Consider the following 16,141-nt stretch of genomic DNA (forward strand, 5'->3'; position numbering starts at 1 on the left):
GACCGCGTCGTCCCGGGCGCTGTCGTCTCCGGGGTACGCCGGGAGCCGTGGGCCGTTCAGCCGAGCAGGGCGGCCACCGCGTCGGCGGCCGGGGTGTCCGCCGGCAGCGCCTGCGCGGCCACCACCGCGGCCACCGGCAGCGGGCCGTACAGGTGCGGGAAGAGCTGCCCGCCCCGGGAGGGCTCCCACCGCAGCGCGTCGCCCAGCCGGGCCGGGTCGACGGTCAGCAGGGTCAGCCCGGTGGCCCCGGCGAAGTGCCGGCGGGCGGTCTCCACCACCTGGTCGGCGGCCGAGAGGTGGACGAAGCCGTCCTGCCGGTCCACGGCCGTGCCCGCCAGGTGGCCGGCGGCCAGTGCCTCGTCCCACTCCGTGGTCGGCAGCAGCTTGTAGATCACATCGGGAGCCTACGCGTCCGGGCGGGCGGCGGGCGGCTCGTCCCGGCACGGCCGGTTTCGCCGGTACCGGCCCTTGCGTCGCCCCCGGCCCGGCATGCTCAGGTGGAGCGGGTCGGAGAGGGATGGCGATGCAGAGCTACGACGACGACTGGACCGACAGCCAGCGCGCGCTGTACGACGAGTGTTACCAGGCCGGCGGGGAGTGGGCCGACGACCCGGACACCCCGAGCGAGGACGTGCAGCACGTGATCAACCTCGGTGAGGCCGACGACGACACCCTGGCCGACGCCGAGATCGACTTCCCGCCGCTGGTCGACGCGGTCACCCAGGCCACCGGGGAGAACGTGACCAGCGTGCCGGCCAGCCACGACGATCCCGGCTTCCGGGGCTTCGTGGACGGGGTCCGGGACGCCGTCGCCGACGACACGTTCGGCCTCTAGCGCGTCGGATCGCCGCGGTACCACCGGACCGGCCCTCCCGCCCCGGTCCGGCTTCTGCCACCATTCGGGTCGACGGACCGACGAATGGGGGAACCGCTTGCGCATCCTGCTGGTCGAGGACGACCGCCGGGTGGCCGCCGCGCTCTCGTCCGCCCTCACCCGGCGGGGCTACGAGGTCGAGCACGCCGCGACCGTCGCCGCCGCGCTGTCCGCCGCCCCCTGCGACCTGGTCCTGCTGGACCTGACCCTGCCCGACGGCGACGGCACCGACCTGTGCCGGGAGCTGCGCCGGCGCAGCTCGCAGCTCGGCATCATCGCGGTGACCGCCCGGGGCGAGGAGCGGGACCGGGTGCTCGGCCTGCGGCTCGGCGCCGACGACTACGTGGTCAAGCCGTTCTCGATGGTGGAGCTGCAGGCCCGGATCGAGGCGGTGCTGCGCCGGGCGGCGAACAGCGTGCCGGAGCGGAACCTGATCGAGTCCGGGCCGGTCCGGATCGACGTGGCGGCCCGTACGGTGACCGTGGCCGGCCGGGCGGTGGCGCTCACCCGCAAGGAGTTCGACATCCTGCTCTCGCTGGCCCGGCAGCCCGGGGTGGCGGTGCCCCGCGACCGGATCCTGCTCGACGCCTGGGGCACCACCTGGGCCGACCGGCACACGGTGGAGGTGCACGTCGGCTCGCTGCGCGGCAAGCTGGGCGACCCGCGCCTGGTGGAGACGGTGCGCGGGGTCGGCTACCGGCTGCGCGGCGAGTGAAGGGGGACGGGTGCGACGCCGCCTGGTGATCAGCTACCTGCTGCTGATGGTGCTGGTCCTGATGGCGCTGGAGACCCCGCTGGCAGCCACCCTGGCCACCCGGGAGACCGACCGGGTCCGCGCCGACCGGCTCGCCGACGCGACCCGGTTCGCCTCGCTGGCCGGCCCGGCGCTGCGCGGCGGCACGCCCGGCCCGATCGACAACGAGCTGCGCAGCTACGACGAGCTGTACGGGATCGGCGCGGCGGTGGTCGACCGGGACCGCCGCACAGTGGTCGCCTCGGCGAGCTGGGAGGGCGCCCCGGGCACCGGCGCGGCGCTGGACACCGCCCTCTCCGGCCAGCAGGCCAGCGGGCCGGAGTCGGTCTGGCCGTGGGTGGACGGGCCGATCGTGGTGGCGGTGCCGATCAACGACGGCGGTGAGGTGCTCGGCGCGGTGGTGATCGCCACCCCGGCCGACGCGGTCCGCCGTACCGTCACCGCCTGGTGGCTGCTGCTGGCCGGCACCGGCCTGCTCGCCGTGCTGGCCTGCGTGCTGACCGCGTTCGGGCTGGCCGGCTGGGTGCTGCGCCCGGTCACCGAGCTGGACGCGGTCACCCACGAGATCGCCGAGGGGGACCGCGGCGCGCGGGTGCAGCACCGGCTGGGCCCGCCCGAGCTGCGCCGGCTGGCGACCAGCTTCAACCACATGGCGGACGTGGTGTCGGACGTGATGGACCGGCAACGCGCCTTCGTCGCGCACGCCAGCCACCAGCTGCGCAACCCGCTCACCGCGCTGCGGCTGCGGGTGGAGGAGCTGGGGCCGAGCCTGACCGACCCGCAGGGGTGCGCGGAGCACCGGCTCGCCCTGGAGGAGACCGACCGGCTGGCCCTGGTGCTGGACGCGCTGCTCACCCTGGCCCGCGCCGAGCGGCGGGAGAACCAGCGGGTGACCGTGGACGCGGCGGCGGTGGCGGCCGCCCGGATGGCCGCCTGGGAGCCGCTGGCCCGGCACCGGTCGGTCACCCTCCGGCTGGTGGCCCCCGACACGCCCGCGTACGCGCGGACCGTGCCGACCGCCATCGACCAGGCCCTGGACGCGCTGATCGACAACGCGGTGAAGTTCAGCGGTGCCGGCGGCGAGGTGACGGTGACCGTCCGGCGCCAGGACGGCGGGATCGCGCTCGAGGTGCGCGACACCGGCCCCGGCATGACCGCCAGCCAGCTCGGTCAGGCGACCGAACGCTTCTGGCGGGCGCCGGAGGTGCAGAACGTCGACGGCGCCGGGCTGGGCCTGACCATCGTCGCGGTGCTGGTCGACGCCTCGGACGGGCGGCTCACCATGCGTCGCGGCCAGCCCCGCGGCCTGATCGCCGGACTCTGGTTCCCCGCCCCCACCGACGAACCCGCCACCCCCACCCCACTGGCCGTCGAGGGTCGGGCCTCGTGATCGTCTGATCGCCGGGGGCCGCACCGGCCGGGCCGGCCCCGCCCGGCGGCAGCGGGTCGACCCGGCCCGGTCACGGCTTGGTGGCCCGGTACCAGCCGGCGGCGCCGGGGTGCAGGGGGAGCGGGGCGGTGGCGATCGCCGCGCGGGGGCTCATCCGCCCGGCCGCCGGATGCGCGGCGGCGAGTTCCTCCCGGCGCTCCATCAGCAGCCGGGTCACCTCCCGCACCAGCGACTCGGGCAGGTCGGCCCGGACCACCAGGAAGTTCGGGTTGGCCACGGTGGTGACCGGGTCGACGCCGTACACGGAGCGGGGGATGTCCCGGGAGACGTACACCTCGGGGTTGCCGCGGCGCAGCGGCTCGGTCCAGTCGCCGAGGTCGACGATCCGGATGGCGGTGGCGCCGGACAGCTCCTCGACGCCCCGCACCGGCAGCCCGCCGGAGAAGAAGAACGCGTCGATCCGCCCGGCGCGCAGCGCGGCGACCGAGTCGTCCAGGCCCAGCCGCTCCCGGTGCACCGCGTCGTCGCCCAGCCGCGCCACCTCCAGCAGCCGGCTCGCGGTGATCTCGGTGCCGGACCCGGCCGCGCCCACCGACACCCGCCGGCCGCGCAGGTCGGCCAGCGTGCGCACCGGGCCGCCGGCGGTGGTGACCAGGTGCAGCAGGTCGTCGTAGACCCGGGCCACCGCCAGCACCGACGGGTGCGCGGCGGGCGCGGCCGGCAGCACGTCGGCCTGGGTGAAGCCGAGTTCGGCCTCGCCGTTGCCGACCAGCCGGACGTTCTCCGCGGAGGCGGCGGTGACCACCACGCTGGCCCGCACGCCGGGCAGTTCCCGGTTGAGGATGGCGGCCAGCGACTGCCCGAAGGCGTGGTACACAGCGGTCGGGCTGCCGGTGGCGATCCGGATCGGCACCGGCGTGGCGGGGGCGTCCCGGCAGCCGGTGAGGCCGGTCAGCGCCGCGACCAGCAGCAGCGCCAGCAGCGCCCGCGGTCGGCCGGGGCGCGGGCGGGCGCGGCGGGACCGGATTCGACTCACGGGCTGCACTCTGCGCCCTGCGGCCGACGGCACGCAAGCCCGGACCGCGCCCGGAGCGCCGGGTGGGGTCAGCTGGCCCGGTCGGCCGGGCCGAGGGCGGTGCTGTGCAGGATGCGCTCGCGGTCGGGGCCGTCGGCGACGCTGACCAGGAAGCAGCCGGTGCCGGGGCGGAGCAGCGCCGGGACCTCCAGCAGGGCGGCGCCGCGGATCAGCACGGCGGCGAGTTCCCGGTCGGTCAGCCGCACGCCGAGGATGTGCCGGCGGACGTGCCGCCCGCCGGCCAGCAGGGCGGCCCGCCAGGCCGCCGCGGCCAGCCGCGGCCGCCACACCCGGCGCGGCATCGAGGCGCCGGGGAACGGCCCGCCGAGCAGTTCCCGCCGGCCCTGCCGCCAGCCGGCCTCCAGCAGCCGGGCGTACGCCGGCCGGTGTTCCCGGGGCACCGAGAGCCGGTGCAGTTCGTAGCGGCGGCGCAGCCCGCCGACGGCCAACTCGTGCTCCACCGGCACGTCCAGCCGGGCGAGCAGTTGCCGCATCCGCTGGGCCGCCTCCTCCCGGTTGAACTCCACCGTGCCGTTGCGGTGCGGCGGGGGCGGCTGCCGGTGCCCGGCGCCGGCCGGTGGGGGCATGCAGCGCAGCAGGCAGGCGGCCTCGAACGCGTCGGCCAGGGTCAGCCAGTCCAGCGGCGGCGGCGTCGCCGGCAGCCGGGGGCGGTCGAGCAGGATCGGTTCCAACGGGGCGCTCCTCGTGGGGCGTCGGGTCCCCTTACCGTTACCCGTGCGCCGCCCCGGCGGTACCGATCCGGTCCAGCCTTGAGGAAATCTTGCGGCTGCCCTACAGCTCGGTGACCACCACGTCGACCACCCGTGGCCGTCCGGGGGCCGTGGGCTGCTCCAGCACCGGGTACTTCAGGTCGCGCAGCGCCGTCACCAGCCCGTCGGCGGTACGCGGGCGCGCCCCGGCGAGCAGCAGGTCACGGACCAGCCGACCCTTGGTCGCCTTGTTGAAGTGGCTCACCACGGACCGGACGGGCACCCCGTCGACCTCCCGCTCGTGCAGCACCCGGACGGTCACCGTGCGCTCGGCCAGCGCGCCGCGCGGCGCCCAGGTCGCCGCGTACGCGCCGGAGCGCAGGTCGAGCACCGGCCCGTCGCCGGCCGCCTCCGCCAGGACCGGCGCGAGCGCCCGCCGCCACCGGGCGGCCAGCGCGCCGACGCCGGGCAGCTTCACCCCGATCGGGCAGCGGTAGGGCGGGATCCGGTCGGTGAGCCGGACCGCGCCCCATAGGCCGGAGCTGACCAGCACCGACCGGCGCGCCGCGCGCAGCGCCGCCGGGGGGAGCGAGGCCAGGTCGAGCGCCTCGTAGAGCACCCCGGTGTAGATCCGGCCGGCGGGTGCGGTGGCGGCCTCCCGCAGCCGGGCGTTGCGCCGCAGCTCGCCGGCCTGCCCGGGGCTGAGCCCGAGCGCGGCCCGGGCCGTCTCCGGGTCGCCGGTGGCCAGGGCGACCAGGGCGGCCAGCACCTCCTCCCGGGCCGGGGTCAGCTCCGGCAGGGAGAGCCGGGTCAGGTCCAGCCGGCGGCCGGCGCCGGCGTCGGCCTTCCCCTCCGAGGGCGGCAGCAGGACGAGCATCGGTGACTCCTCGATCTCCCCGGCGGTCGGGCCGGCCCGGCCAGCGTACGGGGCGGGGCTACCGCCACGGCCGCACCGGCTCCGCCGGGTGGTACACGCGATACCCGCCGACGTCGGCGACCGGCGCGGCGTCGGCCCCGTCGCCGAGCAGCCGGCGCAGCCGCCGCTCCAGCGTCGAGCCGGCCTCGACCACGTAACCCGGCCGGTCGGCCCGCCCCACCCGGTCCCAGTACGCCGGCACCCGGTTCTGCCCCGGGGTGAGGTAGTCGTCGAGCACCGCGCAGACCACCTCCTCCGCGGTGTTGAAGACCAGCCGGTTGCAGGTCCAGTAGTCCCCGTACACCTCGCGCAGGCCGCTGCCGCGCACCGCGGCGGCCAGCTCGCGGGCCTGCCGCTCCTCGGTCCGGGAGGCCGCCGTGCCGGCGGCGGCGAAGAGCACGGTGACCACGAGCGTGGTGGCGGCCAGCGCGGCCAGCACGGCGGTGGCGAGCGCACCGGTCAGCCGGCCGGCCACCCCGACCGTGCCCCGCCAGCAGGCCACCGCCGCCAGCCAGAGCGGCCAGAGCACCGCCGGCAGCGACAGCTGGAGCACCGACAGGTAACGCGCGTTGCCCAGCGGGTCGGTGGCGGCCTGCGGGCTGCGCAGGTACGACGCCAGGGTGGCGGCGGCGCCGACGACCAGCGCGAGGTGCACCACCGGGCCGACCCGCCGGTCCGGCGGGCCACCACGGCGGTACGCGACCACCGCCACCGCCGCGGCGACCAGCAGCAGCACCGGGTAGAGCAGGCCGAACCACTCCTGCCACCGGTCGCAGCCGTCGACCGGGCAGAGCCCGCCGGCCAGCGGCACCCCCTCCAGCAGCCCGCCGCGCAGCCGCTCGGACCACGCCGGGACGGCCCCGGTGCCGGCGCTGATCTCGCGGAACACCGACACCGAGTCCTCCCCGGGCGGGGCGACGAGGTTGTCCCGGACCATCGGCGCCACGCCGAGCCCGAAGCCGACCAGCAACAGCGCGCCGGCCCAGCCGATCAGCTCGCGCCGCAGCACCCAGAGCAGGGCCAGCCCGGCGACCGCCAGGTACGGCGCGATCAGCCAGTCCGACCACACGGCCACCCCGGCGAGCAGGCCGAACAGCCCGACGGCCAGCCGCCGGTGGCGCAGGGTGCGCTGCGCCAGCCCCACCACGATCAGCAGCATCAGCAGCACCGCCACCTTCACCTCGGGCCGGCCACCGACCACGGTGATCTGGTCCCGGATCACCCGTTCCGAGCCGAGTGCCAGCAGGCCGACGACGAGGGTGGCGAACCACGGCGAGCCGATCCGGCGGGTCAGCCGGTGGATCAGCCAGAGGAAGAGCGTGTAGAGCACCAGCAGCGGCAGCCGCAGCACCGGCCAGCTCGGGCCGGCCAGCGCCACCAGCGGCGCGGCCAGGTACGACTCCAGCATCCCCATGTAGCGCTGGCCGTAGAGGAAGACGGGCAACTCGCGGCCCTCGGCGATGTGCAGCGCGGCCAGCCCGAAGGTCGCCTCGTCGCTGTTGGAGACGGGCACCGTCTGGAGCGTCAGGGCCAGCCGGTAGCCCACCCCGACCAGGCCGAACAGCAGCGCGACGAGCGCCGGCCGGTCGAGCTGCGGGCGCCAACGCCCCCGGTTGCGTACTGGTTGCGACACGACCAACGCCCCCGTCGTCGTCCCGACCGGAGTGTTTCACGTACGGCCGGACGGGCGGGGCGGATCGGCGGAGTCGGCGCGGTCTGCGGTTGATCCACACGATGTACGCGATATCGCGGTATCCGTGGCGCTGGAATACCCCCATGTACGGCAACCGGAGTGGATCATGCGTGGCCGGCGGGGCCGTCCCGCGCGGTCGTCTCGCGTGGCCGGCGTGGCCGGGCTGTGGCAGGGTTGCACCGTGCCACCCACTCCCGCCGGCCAGCTGGCCGTACCGCACCTGCACCGGGCCGCGCGGATCGAGGACGCCGTCCACCAGCTGGTCGAGCGCCGGCTGCGGCGCACCGGCTGGCGGACCAACATCATCGCGTACACCGGCTACGGCGCGCCCGGTTGGGTGCGGGTGATGTGCCGGGTGCTGCTGGGCCGGCCGGACACCCGCCAGCGGGCCCGGCTGGAGAAGGTGCGGGGGTGGCGCAGCTTCACCACCCTGCCCGCCAAGCACGTGACGGTGACCATCGAGGCGGGCGGGGTGCGGCACGAGGCGCAGGCCGACCGCAGCGGCTTCATCGACACGGTGGTGGCGGCCGACCTGCCGCCCGGCTGGGGGTCGGTGCGGCTGAGCATGCCGGAGGCCGAGCCGGTGGAGGCGCCGGTCCGCATCCTCGACCCGGAGGTCCGGTTCGGTGTCGTCTCCGACATCGACGACACGGTCATGGTGACCGCGCTGCCCCGCCCGCTGCTCGCCGCGTGGAACACGTTCGTCCTGGACGAGCACGCCCGCACCGCGGTGCCCGGCATGGCGGTGCTTTACGAGCGGCTGGTCACCGCGCATCCGGGAGCGCCGGTCTTCTACCTCTCCACCGGCGCGTGGAACGTCGCGCCGACGCTGACCCGGTTCCTGTCCCGGCACCTCTACCCGGCCGGGCCGCTGCTGCTCACCGACTGGGGTCCGACGGCCGACCGCTGGTTCCGCAGCGGCCGCGAGCACAAGCGGGTCACCCTGGCCCGGCTGGCCAAGGAGTTCCCCGACGTGCGGTGGCTGCTGGTCGGCGACGACGGCCAGCACGACCAGGAGATCTACCGCGAGTTCGTGGTCGCCCACCCGGAGAACGTGGCCGGGGTGGCGATCCGCCGGCTGTCGCCGACCCAGGCGGTGCTGGCCGGCACCCTGCCGGCTCCGGCCGGGCCGTCGTCGCAGGGGCCGGCGGGGCAGAAGTGGCTCTCCGCGCCGGACGGCGCCGGGCTGTGGAAGCTGCTGCGCGAGGCGGGCCTGGTCTGATCCCCGGCCACGCGGGGCGCCGATGCCGGCAGCGCGACGGTCACCGCGGCTGGAAGACCACCGAGGCGACATCCGCCACGAGTTCCAACGCCCAGTCCAGCTGGGGGCAGGTGTGCCGATCCCGGCACTCCAGGCAGCCACCGCCGCGCGACGGGGTGTCGAGCGCCCGGGTCCAGTGCGCGTCGAGGATCCGCTTCGCCGTGAACAACTCCGTCGCCCGTGACGCCGGCTCGTCGATCGGCATGGTCGGCACCTTCCGGATGGGTTGCGAGTAGGCGCGCCCAAGGGAGGCAGGGGCGGTGCGTCGTGTCTCCCTTGGGCGGCTTGGTGACGCGGCCCACCGTTTGCCGAACGAAGGAGCCTCGCCACAGGAGCATCCTTAGAGACCTTAGTACCTAAGGCACCGTTGGTCTTGAAGCTGGGTAGACGGCGTGATCCGATGGAAGGTGCCGAACGAAGGAACCTCCACATGCCCATACCGACCGGCGGATACCGCGAGGTCGCCGAAGACCTCACGGCCCGCATCAAGAGTGGCGAGTATGCCCCCGGTGAACGATTGCCGACCTACAAGGAGCTTGCGGACCTCTACGAGGTCAGCGTGACCACGGTCCAGAGATCAATCATCGTCCTCCAGACTCGGGGCCTGGTCGTCGGACTACAGGGTCGTGGACTCTGGGTCGCGGAGCGTTAAGGACACTTGCGCGAGCCTCTGGCCGCATCGAAGATCCCTCATGGGTAGAGGCTCTGGTCGATTCGCTGCTGTAGTCCAGGAGAGCCGATCATGCCGACCAGGCCACCGCACTACCGCCGCGTTGCTGACGACATCGAGCAGAAGATCAAATCCGGCGAGTACCCACCCGGTCATCAGTTGCCATCGGTTTCCGAGATCGGGGAGATCTACAACGTCGCCCGCTCGACGGCGTACCGAGCCGTCAAGGAGCTGCACGCGCGGAACCTGGTCTACGGGCAGCAGGGGCAGGGCGTATTCGTGGCGGAGCCCGAGTAGGCGCGGACCACGCCCTGATGGCGACGGTGCGGCCGGTGGCAGGTGCGCGCATCCTCGCTGTCGGGTGTCGCGCGTGCCGGTGAAGGATAGTTGCGCAAAACTCTGACGGCATCGAAGATCTCCTTCATTCGCAGAGACTCTGGTCGATTCCTATCCGGGTTGGTGCTGGCGGTGGCGCTGGCGGTCGGCGCCGCCGCGGCGGCCGACGCCCCCGCATCACCGTCCGTCCCGCCGGACGCCGTGCCGGTGGCCGCCGAGGCGGCCTGCGTGACCGACCCGGCCACCCCGAAACGGCAGCTGCGCGCCATGTGGATCGCCAGCGTGGCCAACATCGACTGGCCCAGCCGCACCGGGCTCACCCCGGCCGCCCAGCAGGCGGAGTACCGGTCCTGGCTCGACCTGGCCCAGCAGCGGCGGATGAACGCCGTCGTCGTGCAGATCCGCCCCGCCGCCGACGCGTTCTGGCCGTCGACGTACGAGCCGTGGTCGCAGTGGCTCACCGGCACCCAGGGCGGCAACCCCGGCTACGACCCGCTGGCCTTCATGGTGGCCGAGGCGCACGCCCGCAACCTGGAGTTCCACGCCTGGTTCAACCCGTACCGGGTGGCCAACCACACCGACCCGAGCAGGCTGACGGCCAGCCACCCGGCCCGCACCAACCCGGGGTGGGCCGTCGCCTACGGCGGCCACCTCTACTACAACCCGGGCATCCCCGCCGTCCGCGCCTTCGTGCAGGACGCGATGATGGACGCGGTCCGCCGCTACGACATCGACGGCGTGCACTGGGACGACTACTTCTACCCATACCCGGTCAGCGGGGTGACCTTCCCCGACCAGGCCACCTTCGCCCAGTACGGCGGCGGCTTCAGCAGCATCGCCGACTGGCGGCGCAACAACGTCGACCTGCTGGTGCGGGAGATGGGCGCCCGGATCCGGGCGGCGAAGCCGTGGGTCAGGTTCGGCATCAGCCCGTTCGGCATCTGGCGCAACGCCGGCACCGACCCGCTCGGCTCGCGCACCACCGGCCTCCAGTCGTACGACGCGATCTACGCCGACACCCGCCGCTGGGTGCGCCAGGGCTGGGTCGACTACATCGCCCCGCAGATCTACTGGCACATCGGCCACCCGGCGGCCGACTACGCGGAGCTGGTCCGCTGGTGGTCCGAGACGGTGACCGGCACCGACGTGCACCTGGTCGTGGGGCAGGCCACCTACCGTGCCGGCGCGGCCGGGCAGGACGCGGCCTGGCAGGACCCGGCGGAGCTGACCGACCACCTGACCCTGAACCGCAGCCACCCGCGCGTGGTGGGCGACATCCACTTCAGCGCCAAGGACGTGCGCGCCGACCGGATCGGCGCCGTCACCCGGGTCGCCGGCGACCACTACCGCCGGCCCGCGCTGGCGCCGGCCGGGGTGGGCGGCGCGGCGCCCGCCGCACCCAACCTCACCTCGGCGGTACGCGGCACCGGCGGCGTGACCCTGACCTGGCAGCGCGGCGCCACCGGCAGCACCGCCGCGTACGCCGTGTACCGGCTGCCCGGCGACGGCGCGGTGGACCCCTGCGACCTGGCCGACGCCCGGCACCTGCTCGGCACGGTCCGCGCCGCGGGCACCACCGGGACGTTCACCGACGCGACCGCGGGCGCCGGCTCGACGTACCGCTACCTGGTGACCGCGCTGGACCGGCTGCACCACGAGAGCCCGGCCAGCAACGCGCGGGTGGTCAGCGGCAGCGGCGGCACGTTCAGCGTGATCGTGGACAACGCCACCGCCGGTGGCTTCACCGCCGCCGGCAGCTGGGGCACGTCGTCGTACCTTCCGGCCCGGTACGGCGCCAACTACCGGTTCGCCGAGCCGCAGGCGGTCAGCGACCCGGCCTGGTTCACCGCGACGCTGCCCGCCGCCGGCTCCTACCGGGTCGAGGTCTGGTACCCGGCCGACCCCGGCTACAACAGCGCCACTCCCTACCTGGTGGCGACCGCGAACGGGACCGTGACCGTCCGGGTCGACCAGCGCGGCGGCGGCGGGCAGTGGCGGGTGCTGGGCACCTACGACCTCGCCGCGGGCACCCGCCAGGTGGTCGGGGTCAGCCGCTGGACCAGCACCCAGGGGTACGTCGTCGCCGACGCCGTCCGGATCACCCGGCTCTGAGCGCGCGTCCGTCGGTCGCGCCCGCCCGGCAGGTCGGGGCGGGCGCGCGCCGGTTCAGTCGCGGCGCAGCCAGAGCACGCCCAGCGGCGGCACCTGGAGCGCGGCGGAGGCCGGCATCCCGTGCCACGGCATGTCCTCGGCGTGCACCTCGCCCAGGTTGCCCACCCCCGACCCGCCGTAGTGGTGCGCGTCGGTGTTGAGCACCTCGGCCCAGGCGCCGCCGGACGGCAGCCCGACCCGGTAGTCCCGCAGCGGCCGGGCGGAGAAGTTCGCCACGCAGACCAGCGTGGAGCCGTCCGGGGCGATCCGGACGAACGACACGGTGTTGTTGGCGACGTCGTCACCGGCGATCCAGCGGAACCCGGCCGGCTCGGTGTCCTGCGCCCAGAGCGCCGGGGTGTCCCGGTAGACCGTGTTCAGGTCGCCGACCAGCCGCTGCACCCCGGCCCGGGCCGGGTCGTGCAGCAGGTACCAGTCCAGCCCGCGTTCCTCGCTCCACTCCCGGTCGTCGGCCAGCTCGCAGCCCATGAAGAGCAGTTGCTTGCCCGGGTGCGCCCACATGTACGCCAGCAGCGCCCGCACGGTGGCCAACCGCTGCCAGGTGTCGCCGGGCATCTTCCCGGCCAGCGAGCCCTTGCCGTGCACCACCTCGTCGTGGCTGATCGGCAGCACGTAGTTCTCGCTCCACGCGTACGCCAGCGAGAAGGTGAGCTGGTGATGGTGGTGCTGCCGGTAGATCGGGTCCTTCGAGGTGTAGAGCAGGGTGTCGTGCATCCAGCCCATGTTCCACTTGAAGCCGAAGCCGAGCCCGCCGTCGGCGGTCGACCGGGTCACCCCCGGCCAGGCCGTCGACTCCTCGGCGACCATCAGCACCCCGGCGTGGTGCTTGTAGACGGTGGCGTTGACCTCCTGGAGGAAGGCGATCGCCTCCAGGTTCTCCCGGCCGCCGTGCACGTTCGGCGTCCACTGCCCCTCCTGGCGGGAGTAGTCCAGGTAGAGCATCGACGCGACCGCGTCCACCCGCAGCCCGTCGACGTGGAATTCGGTCAACCAGTAGAGCGCGTTGGCGACCAGGAAGTTGCGCACCTCCCGGCGGCCGAAGTCGAAGACGTACGTGCCCCAGTCGGGGTGCTCGCCCCGGCGCGGGTCGGGGTGCTCGTAGAGCGGCGTGCCGTCGAAGCGGGCCAGCGCCCACTCGTCCTTGGGGAAGTGCGCCGGCACCCAGTCCAGGATCACCCCGATCCCGGCGCCGTGCAGCCGGTCCACCAGGTACCGGAAGTCGTCCGGGTCGCCGAACCGGGAGGTGGGGGCGTAGTAGCCGGTGACCTGGTAGCCCCACGAGCCGCCGAACGGGTGCTCCATCACCGGCAGGAACTCCACGTGGGTGAAGCCCAGCTCGGTGACGTACGCGGTCAGCTCGTCGGCCAGCTCCCGGTAGCCCAGGCCGGGCCGCCAGGAGCCCAGGTGCACCTCGTAGACGCTCATCGGCTCCTGGTGCGGCCGGCGGGCGGCCCGCCGCTCCAGCCAGGCGGCGTCGGTCCACTCGTAGCGGGAGTGGTGCACCACCGAGGCGGTGGCCGGCGGCACCTCCGCGTACGCGGCGAACGGGTCGGCCTTGTCCCGCCACTGCCCGTCGGCGCCGTGCACCCGGTACTTGTAGCGGGCGCCGACCTGGACACCGGGCACGAACACCTCCCACACCCCGCTGGCGCCGAGCGAGCGCATCGGCCAGCCGTCGTCCGGGGCCCAGCCGGTGAAGTCGCCGACCACCCGCACCCCGCGTGCGTTCGGCGCCCAGACCGTGAAGGCGACCCCCTCGTCGAAGACGCGGGCGCCGAGCGCCTCCCAGAGCCGCTCGTGCCGGCCCTCGCCGATCAGGTGCAGGTCCAGCTCGCCCACGGTGGGCGGGTAACGGTACGGGTCGTCGTGGACGGTGCCGTCGACCTCCAGCCGGTAGTCGAGCACGCTGCCCGGCACGACGGCCTCGAAGACGCCCGCGTCGTGCACCCGCTTCATCGGGTGCCGCTCCTCGCCGACCAGGACGCTCACGTCGCCGGCGCCCCGGCGCAGGGTGCGGATGGTGGTCCGGCCGTCGGCCGGGTGGGCGCCGAGCACGGCGTGCGGGTCGTGCGTCGCGCCGCTGATCAGCTGCTCCATCGGGCGTCGTCCTCCTGCGCGGGGGCGGTGGGGGCGGTGCCGCCCGACAGCTCGGCGGGCACGTCGGCGACGGTCAACTCGGCCGGCGCCGGCACCGCCGGGGGCGGGGTGTCGGGAGCGGCCGGGCGGCGCACCGTCAGCACGTGCGCGGGTTGCAGGTACGGGTCGAGGCGGACCGCGTTGCGCTGCCCCCACTCGTACCGGGCGCCGGTCAGCTCGTCGTGCACGGTGAACCGCTCGTGCCAGTCGAAGCCGAGCGCCGGCAGGTCGAGCGTGGTGTTGCCCCACTGCACCTCGCGCGGGTCGAACGAGCAGACCACGATGACCGCGTTGCCGGTGTCCGGGTCGTGCTTGGACCAGCAGAGCAGCGCCGGGTTGTCGATGTCGTGGAAGACCAGGTTGCGCAGCCGGTGCAGGGCCGGATTGTCCCGGCGGACCCGGTTGAGGGTGGCGATGAACGGGGCCAGCGAGCGCCCCTGCGCCTGCGCGCCGGCCCAGTCCCGGGGGCGCAGCTCGTACTTCTCGTTGTCCAGGTACTCCTCGGCGCCGGGGCGGGCGGTGTGCTCGAAGAGTTCGTAGCCGGCGTACATGCCCCAGGAGGGGGAGAGCAGGGCCGCCAGCACCGCCCGGATCTTGAACATCGGCGGACCGCCGTGCTGCAACGACTCGTGGAGGATGTCCGGCGTGTTCGGCCAGAAGTTCGGTCGCATGTAGTCGGCCGCCGCGACCAGCTCCGCGCAGTACGCCCGCATCTCGGCCGCCGAGGTGCGCCAGGTGAAGTAGGTGTACGACTGGGTGAAGCCGATCTTGCCGAGCCCGTGCATGATGGCCGGCCGGGTGAACGCCTCGGCGAGGAAGAGCACGTCCGGGTCGACCTGCTTCACCCGCCAGATCAGCCAGTGCCAGAAGTCGAACGGCTTGGTGTGCGGGTTGTCCACCCGGAAGATCCGGATGCCCTCGCCGACCCAGTGCAGCACCACCCGCAGGATCTCCGCGCGGATCCCCTCCGGGTCGTTGTCGAAGTTCAGCGGGTAGATGTCCTGGTACTTCTTCGGCGGGTTCTCCGCGTACGCGATGCTGCCGTCGGCCCGGGTGGTGAACCACTCCGGGTGCTCGGTCACCCAGGGGTGGTCCGGCGCGCACTGCAGGGCCAGGTCCATCGCCACCTCCAGGCCCTGCTCGGCGGCGGCGGCGATGAAGTCCCGGAAGTCCTCGGCCGTACCCAGGTCGGGGTGGATGGCGTCGTGCCCACCCTCCTCGGCGCCGATCGCCCAGGGCGAGCCGACGTCGTCCGGCCCGGCGGTGAGCGAGTTGTTGCGGCCCTTGCGGTTGATCCGGCCGATCGGGTGGATCGGCGGCAGGTACAGCACGTCGAAGCCCATCGCGGCGACGCCGGGCAGGCGCTCGGTGGCGGTGGCGAAGGTGCCGGAACGGGCCGGCGCGTCGACGGTGGCCGGGATCGCCCCCTCGGAGCGGGGGAAGAACTCGTACCAGGCGGAGAAGAGGGCCCGCTCCCGGTCCACCCAGAGCTGGTACTCCGTGCCGGTGGTGACCAGTTCGCGCACCGGGTGCTCCCAGAGCAGCCCGGCCAGGTCGAGGGCCGGTGCGACCCGCCGGGGCAGGTCGACCTCGTCGTCGCGCAGCGCCGCCGCCGCCGCGCGGACCCGGTCCCGGTCGGCGGCCGGCACCAGCTCCACCGCCGCCGTCAGCACCCGGGCCCCCTCGGCCAGGTCGTTGGCCAGCTCGGCCGCGCCCTGACCCGCGGCGATCTTCTTGCTGACCGCGTTCTGCCAGGTGAGGTACGGATCCTGGAACGCCTCCACGGCGAAGGTCCAGGTGCCGACCGCGTCCGGGCGGATGGTGGCGTGCCAGCGGTCCTGCCCGGGCTCGCCGGGGCGCATCCGGGTGAACGGGCGCGGCCGCCCGTCGGGCCCACGCCAGACCACGTTGCAGCCGAGCGCGTCGTGGCCCTCCCGGTAGGCCCGCGCCGCGACCGGCACCGCCTCGCCGACAACTGCCTTGGCCGGGTAGCGACCGCACGAGACGACGGGGGAGACGTCTTCGATCGGGAAGCGACCAGTCACCGCTTCAACCTACTGCGGGAGATCGTCTCGCGCTCGGTCAAGCGTCTCCTTCCGGCCCGCGCGCGGACGCCACCACCGCCGGCCCACCTGCCCGGTGGACGGTGGCGGG

General features: G+C 74.5%; 15 protein-coding genes. 7 read left to right on the top strand and 8 right to left on the bottom strand.

Annotated elements, in window-relative coordinates:
* Positions 1 to 56: 56 nt before the first annotated feature.
* Positions 57 to 395 (bottom strand): DUF952 domain-containing protein, encoded by a 339-nt coding sequence (locus Q3W71_RS30035; protein ID WP_302922845.1) that lies wholly within the window; start codon positions 393 to 395, stop codon positions 57 to 59.
* 128 nt (positions 396 to 523) lie between these two features.
* On the opposite strand from Q3W71_RS30035, the gene Q3W71_RS30040 reads away from it, so the two are divergent.
* The 3 genes from Q3W71_RS30040 to Q3W71_RS30050 all read left to right on the top strand — a co-directional run bounded on the left by Q3W71_RS30040 (position 524) and on the right by Q3W71_RS30050 (position 3,018).
* Positions 524 to 835: a hypothetical protein gene (locus Q3W71_RS30040; RefSeq protein WP_302922846.1), complete on the top strand. Its 312-nt coding sequence runs from the start codon at positions 524 to 526 to the stop codon at positions 833 to 835.
* 97 nt (positions 836 to 932) lie between these two features.
* Positions 933 to 1,589, top strand: a complete 657-nt coding sequence (locus Q3W71_RS30045; RefSeq protein ID WP_302922847.1) for a response regulator transcription factor — start codon at positions 933 to 935, stop codon at positions 1,587 to 1,589.
* Positions 1,590 to 1,599: 10 nt separating this feature from the next.
* Positions 1,600 to 3,018 carry a HAMP domain-containing sensor histidine kinase gene (locus tag Q3W71_RS30050; protein ID WP_302922848.1) on the top strand — a complete coding sequence of 473 codons (1,419 nt, stop codon included), beginning with the start codon at positions 1,600 to 1,602 and terminating at the stop codon, positions 3,016 to 3,018.
* Between the two features lie 70 nt (positions 3,019 to 3,088).
* Here Q3W71_RS30050 and Q3W71_RS30055 read toward each other — a convergent pair whose 3' ends face one another.
* From Q3W71_RS30055 to Q3W71_RS30070, 4 genes are all read right to left on the bottom strand, one after another.
* The gene (locus Q3W71_RS30055; RefSeq protein WP_302922944.1) at positions 3,089 to 4,045 is read right to left on the bottom strand and encodes a TAXI family TRAP transporter solute-binding subunit; all 957 of its coding nucleotides are present in this window, start codon (positions 4,043 to 4,045) and stop codon (positions 3,089 to 3,091) included.
* Positions 4,046 to 4,122: 77 nt separating this feature from the next.
* Positions 4,123 to 4,785: a hypothetical protein gene (locus Q3W71_RS30060; RefSeq protein ID WP_302922849.1), complete on the bottom strand. Its 663-nt coding sequence runs from the start codon at positions 4,783 to 4,785 to the stop codon at positions 4,123 to 4,125.
* A gap of 100 nt (positions 4,786 to 4,885) precedes the next feature.
* Entirely contained in the window at positions 4,886 to 5,680 is a 795-nt protein-coding gene (yaaA, locus tag Q3W71_RS30065; protein ID WP_302922850.1) for a peroxide stress protein YaaA, read from the bottom strand.
* A 58-nt stretch (positions 5,681 to 5,738) separates the two neighbouring features.
* Positions 5,739 to 7,352: a hypothetical protein gene (locus tag Q3W71_RS30070; RefSeq protein ID WP_302922851.1), complete on the bottom strand. Its 1,614-nt coding sequence runs from the start codon at positions 7,350 to 7,352 to the stop codon at positions 5,739 to 5,741.
* Positions 7,353 to 7,593: 241 nt separating this feature from the next.
* On the opposite strand from Q3W71_RS30070, the gene Q3W71_RS30075 reads away from it, so the two are divergent.
* Complete coding sequence (locus Q3W71_RS30075) at positions 7,594 to 8,634, top strand: App1 family protein (protein WP_302922852.1); 1,041 nt, start codon at positions 7,594 to 7,596, stop codon at positions 8,632 to 8,634.
* A gap of 40 nt (positions 8,635 to 8,674) precedes the next feature.
* Here Q3W71_RS30075 and Q3W71_RS30080 read toward each other — a convergent pair whose 3' ends face one another.
* Entirely contained in the window at positions 8,675 to 8,878 is a 204-nt protein-coding gene (locus Q3W71_RS30080; RefSeq protein ID WP_302922853.1) for a hypothetical protein, read from the bottom strand.
* A gap of 225 nt (positions 8,879 to 9,103) precedes the next feature.
* Here Q3W71_RS30080 and Q3W71_RS30085 point away from each other — a divergent pair, with 225 nt between their 5' ends.
* The 3 genes from Q3W71_RS30085 to Q3W71_RS30095 all read left to right on the top strand — a co-directional run bounded on the left by Q3W71_RS30085 (position 9,104) and on the right by Q3W71_RS30095 (position 11,791).
* The gene (locus Q3W71_RS30085; RefSeq protein WP_302922854.1) at positions 9,104 to 9,325 is read left to right on the top strand and encodes a winged helix-turn-helix domain-containing protein; all 222 of its coding nucleotides are present in this window, start codon (positions 9,104 to 9,106) and stop codon (positions 9,323 to 9,325) included.
* Positions 9,326 to 9,415: 90 nt separating this feature from the next.
* On the top strand, positions 9,416 to 9,640 hold the full coding sequence (locus tag Q3W71_RS30090; protein ID WP_302922855.1) for a GntR family transcriptional regulator: 225 nt from the start codon (positions 9,416 to 9,418) through the stop codon (positions 9,638 to 9,640).
* A gap of 171 nt (positions 9,641 to 9,811) precedes the next feature.
* Positions 9,812 to 11,791 carry a family 10 glycosylhydrolase gene (locus Q3W71_RS30095; protein ID WP_368051377.1) on the top strand — a complete coding sequence of 660 codons (1,980 nt, stop codon included), beginning with the start codon at positions 9,812 to 9,814 and terminating at the stop codon, positions 11,789 to 11,791.
* A 54-nt stretch (positions 11,792 to 11,845) separates the two neighbouring features.
* On the opposite strand, the gene glgB is transcribed toward Q3W71_RS30095, so the two are convergent.
* A complete protein-coding gene (gene glgB / locus Q3W71_RS30100; RefSeq protein ID WP_302922856.1) occupies positions 11,846 to 13,948 on the bottom strand; it encodes a 1,4-alpha-glucan branching protein GlgB in 2,103 nt (700 codons plus the stop codon).
* Complete coding sequence (locus Q3W71_RS30105; protein WP_302922857.1) at positions 13,936 to 16,032, bottom strand: alpha-1,4-glucan--maltose-1-phosphate maltosyltransferase; 2,097 nt, start codon at positions 16,030 to 16,032, stop codon at positions 13,936 to 13,938. The genes glgB and Q3W71_RS30105 overlap by 13 nt, the downstream gene beginning before the upstream one ends.
* Between the last annotated feature and the right edge of the window lie 109 nt (positions 16,033 to 16,141).

The sequence above is a fragment of the Micromonospora sp. C28SCA-DRY-2 genome (genome assembly GCF_030519475.1).
Taxonomy (GTDB): domain Bacteria; phylum Actinomycetota; class Actinomycetes; order Mycobacteriales; family Micromonosporaceae; genus Micromonospora.

Coding starts and splice junctions, on each gene's coding strand:
- Q3W71_RS30085 (WP_302922854.1), top strand. CDS start 9,104: ATGCCCATACCGACCGGCGGATACCGCGAGGTCGCCGAAGACCTCACG.
- Q3W71_RS30080 (WP_302922853.1), bottom strand. CDS start 8,878: ATGCCGATCGACGAGCCGGCGTCACGGGCGACGGAGTTGTTCACGGCG.
- Q3W71_RS30090 (WP_302922855.1), top strand. CDS start 9,416: ATGCCGACCAGGCCACCGCACTACCGCCGCGTTGCTGACGACATCGAG.
- glgB (WP_302922856.1), bottom strand. CDS start 13,948: ATGGAGCAGCTGATCAGCGGCGCGACGCACGACCCGCACGCCGTGCTC.
- Q3W71_RS30040 (WP_302922846.1), top strand. CDS start 524: ATGCAGAGCTACGACGACGACTGGACCGACAGCCAGCGCGCGCTGTAC.
- yaaA (WP_302922850.1), bottom strand. CDS start 5,680: ATGCTCGTCCTGCTGCCGCCCTCGGAGGGGAAGGCCGACGCCGGCGCC.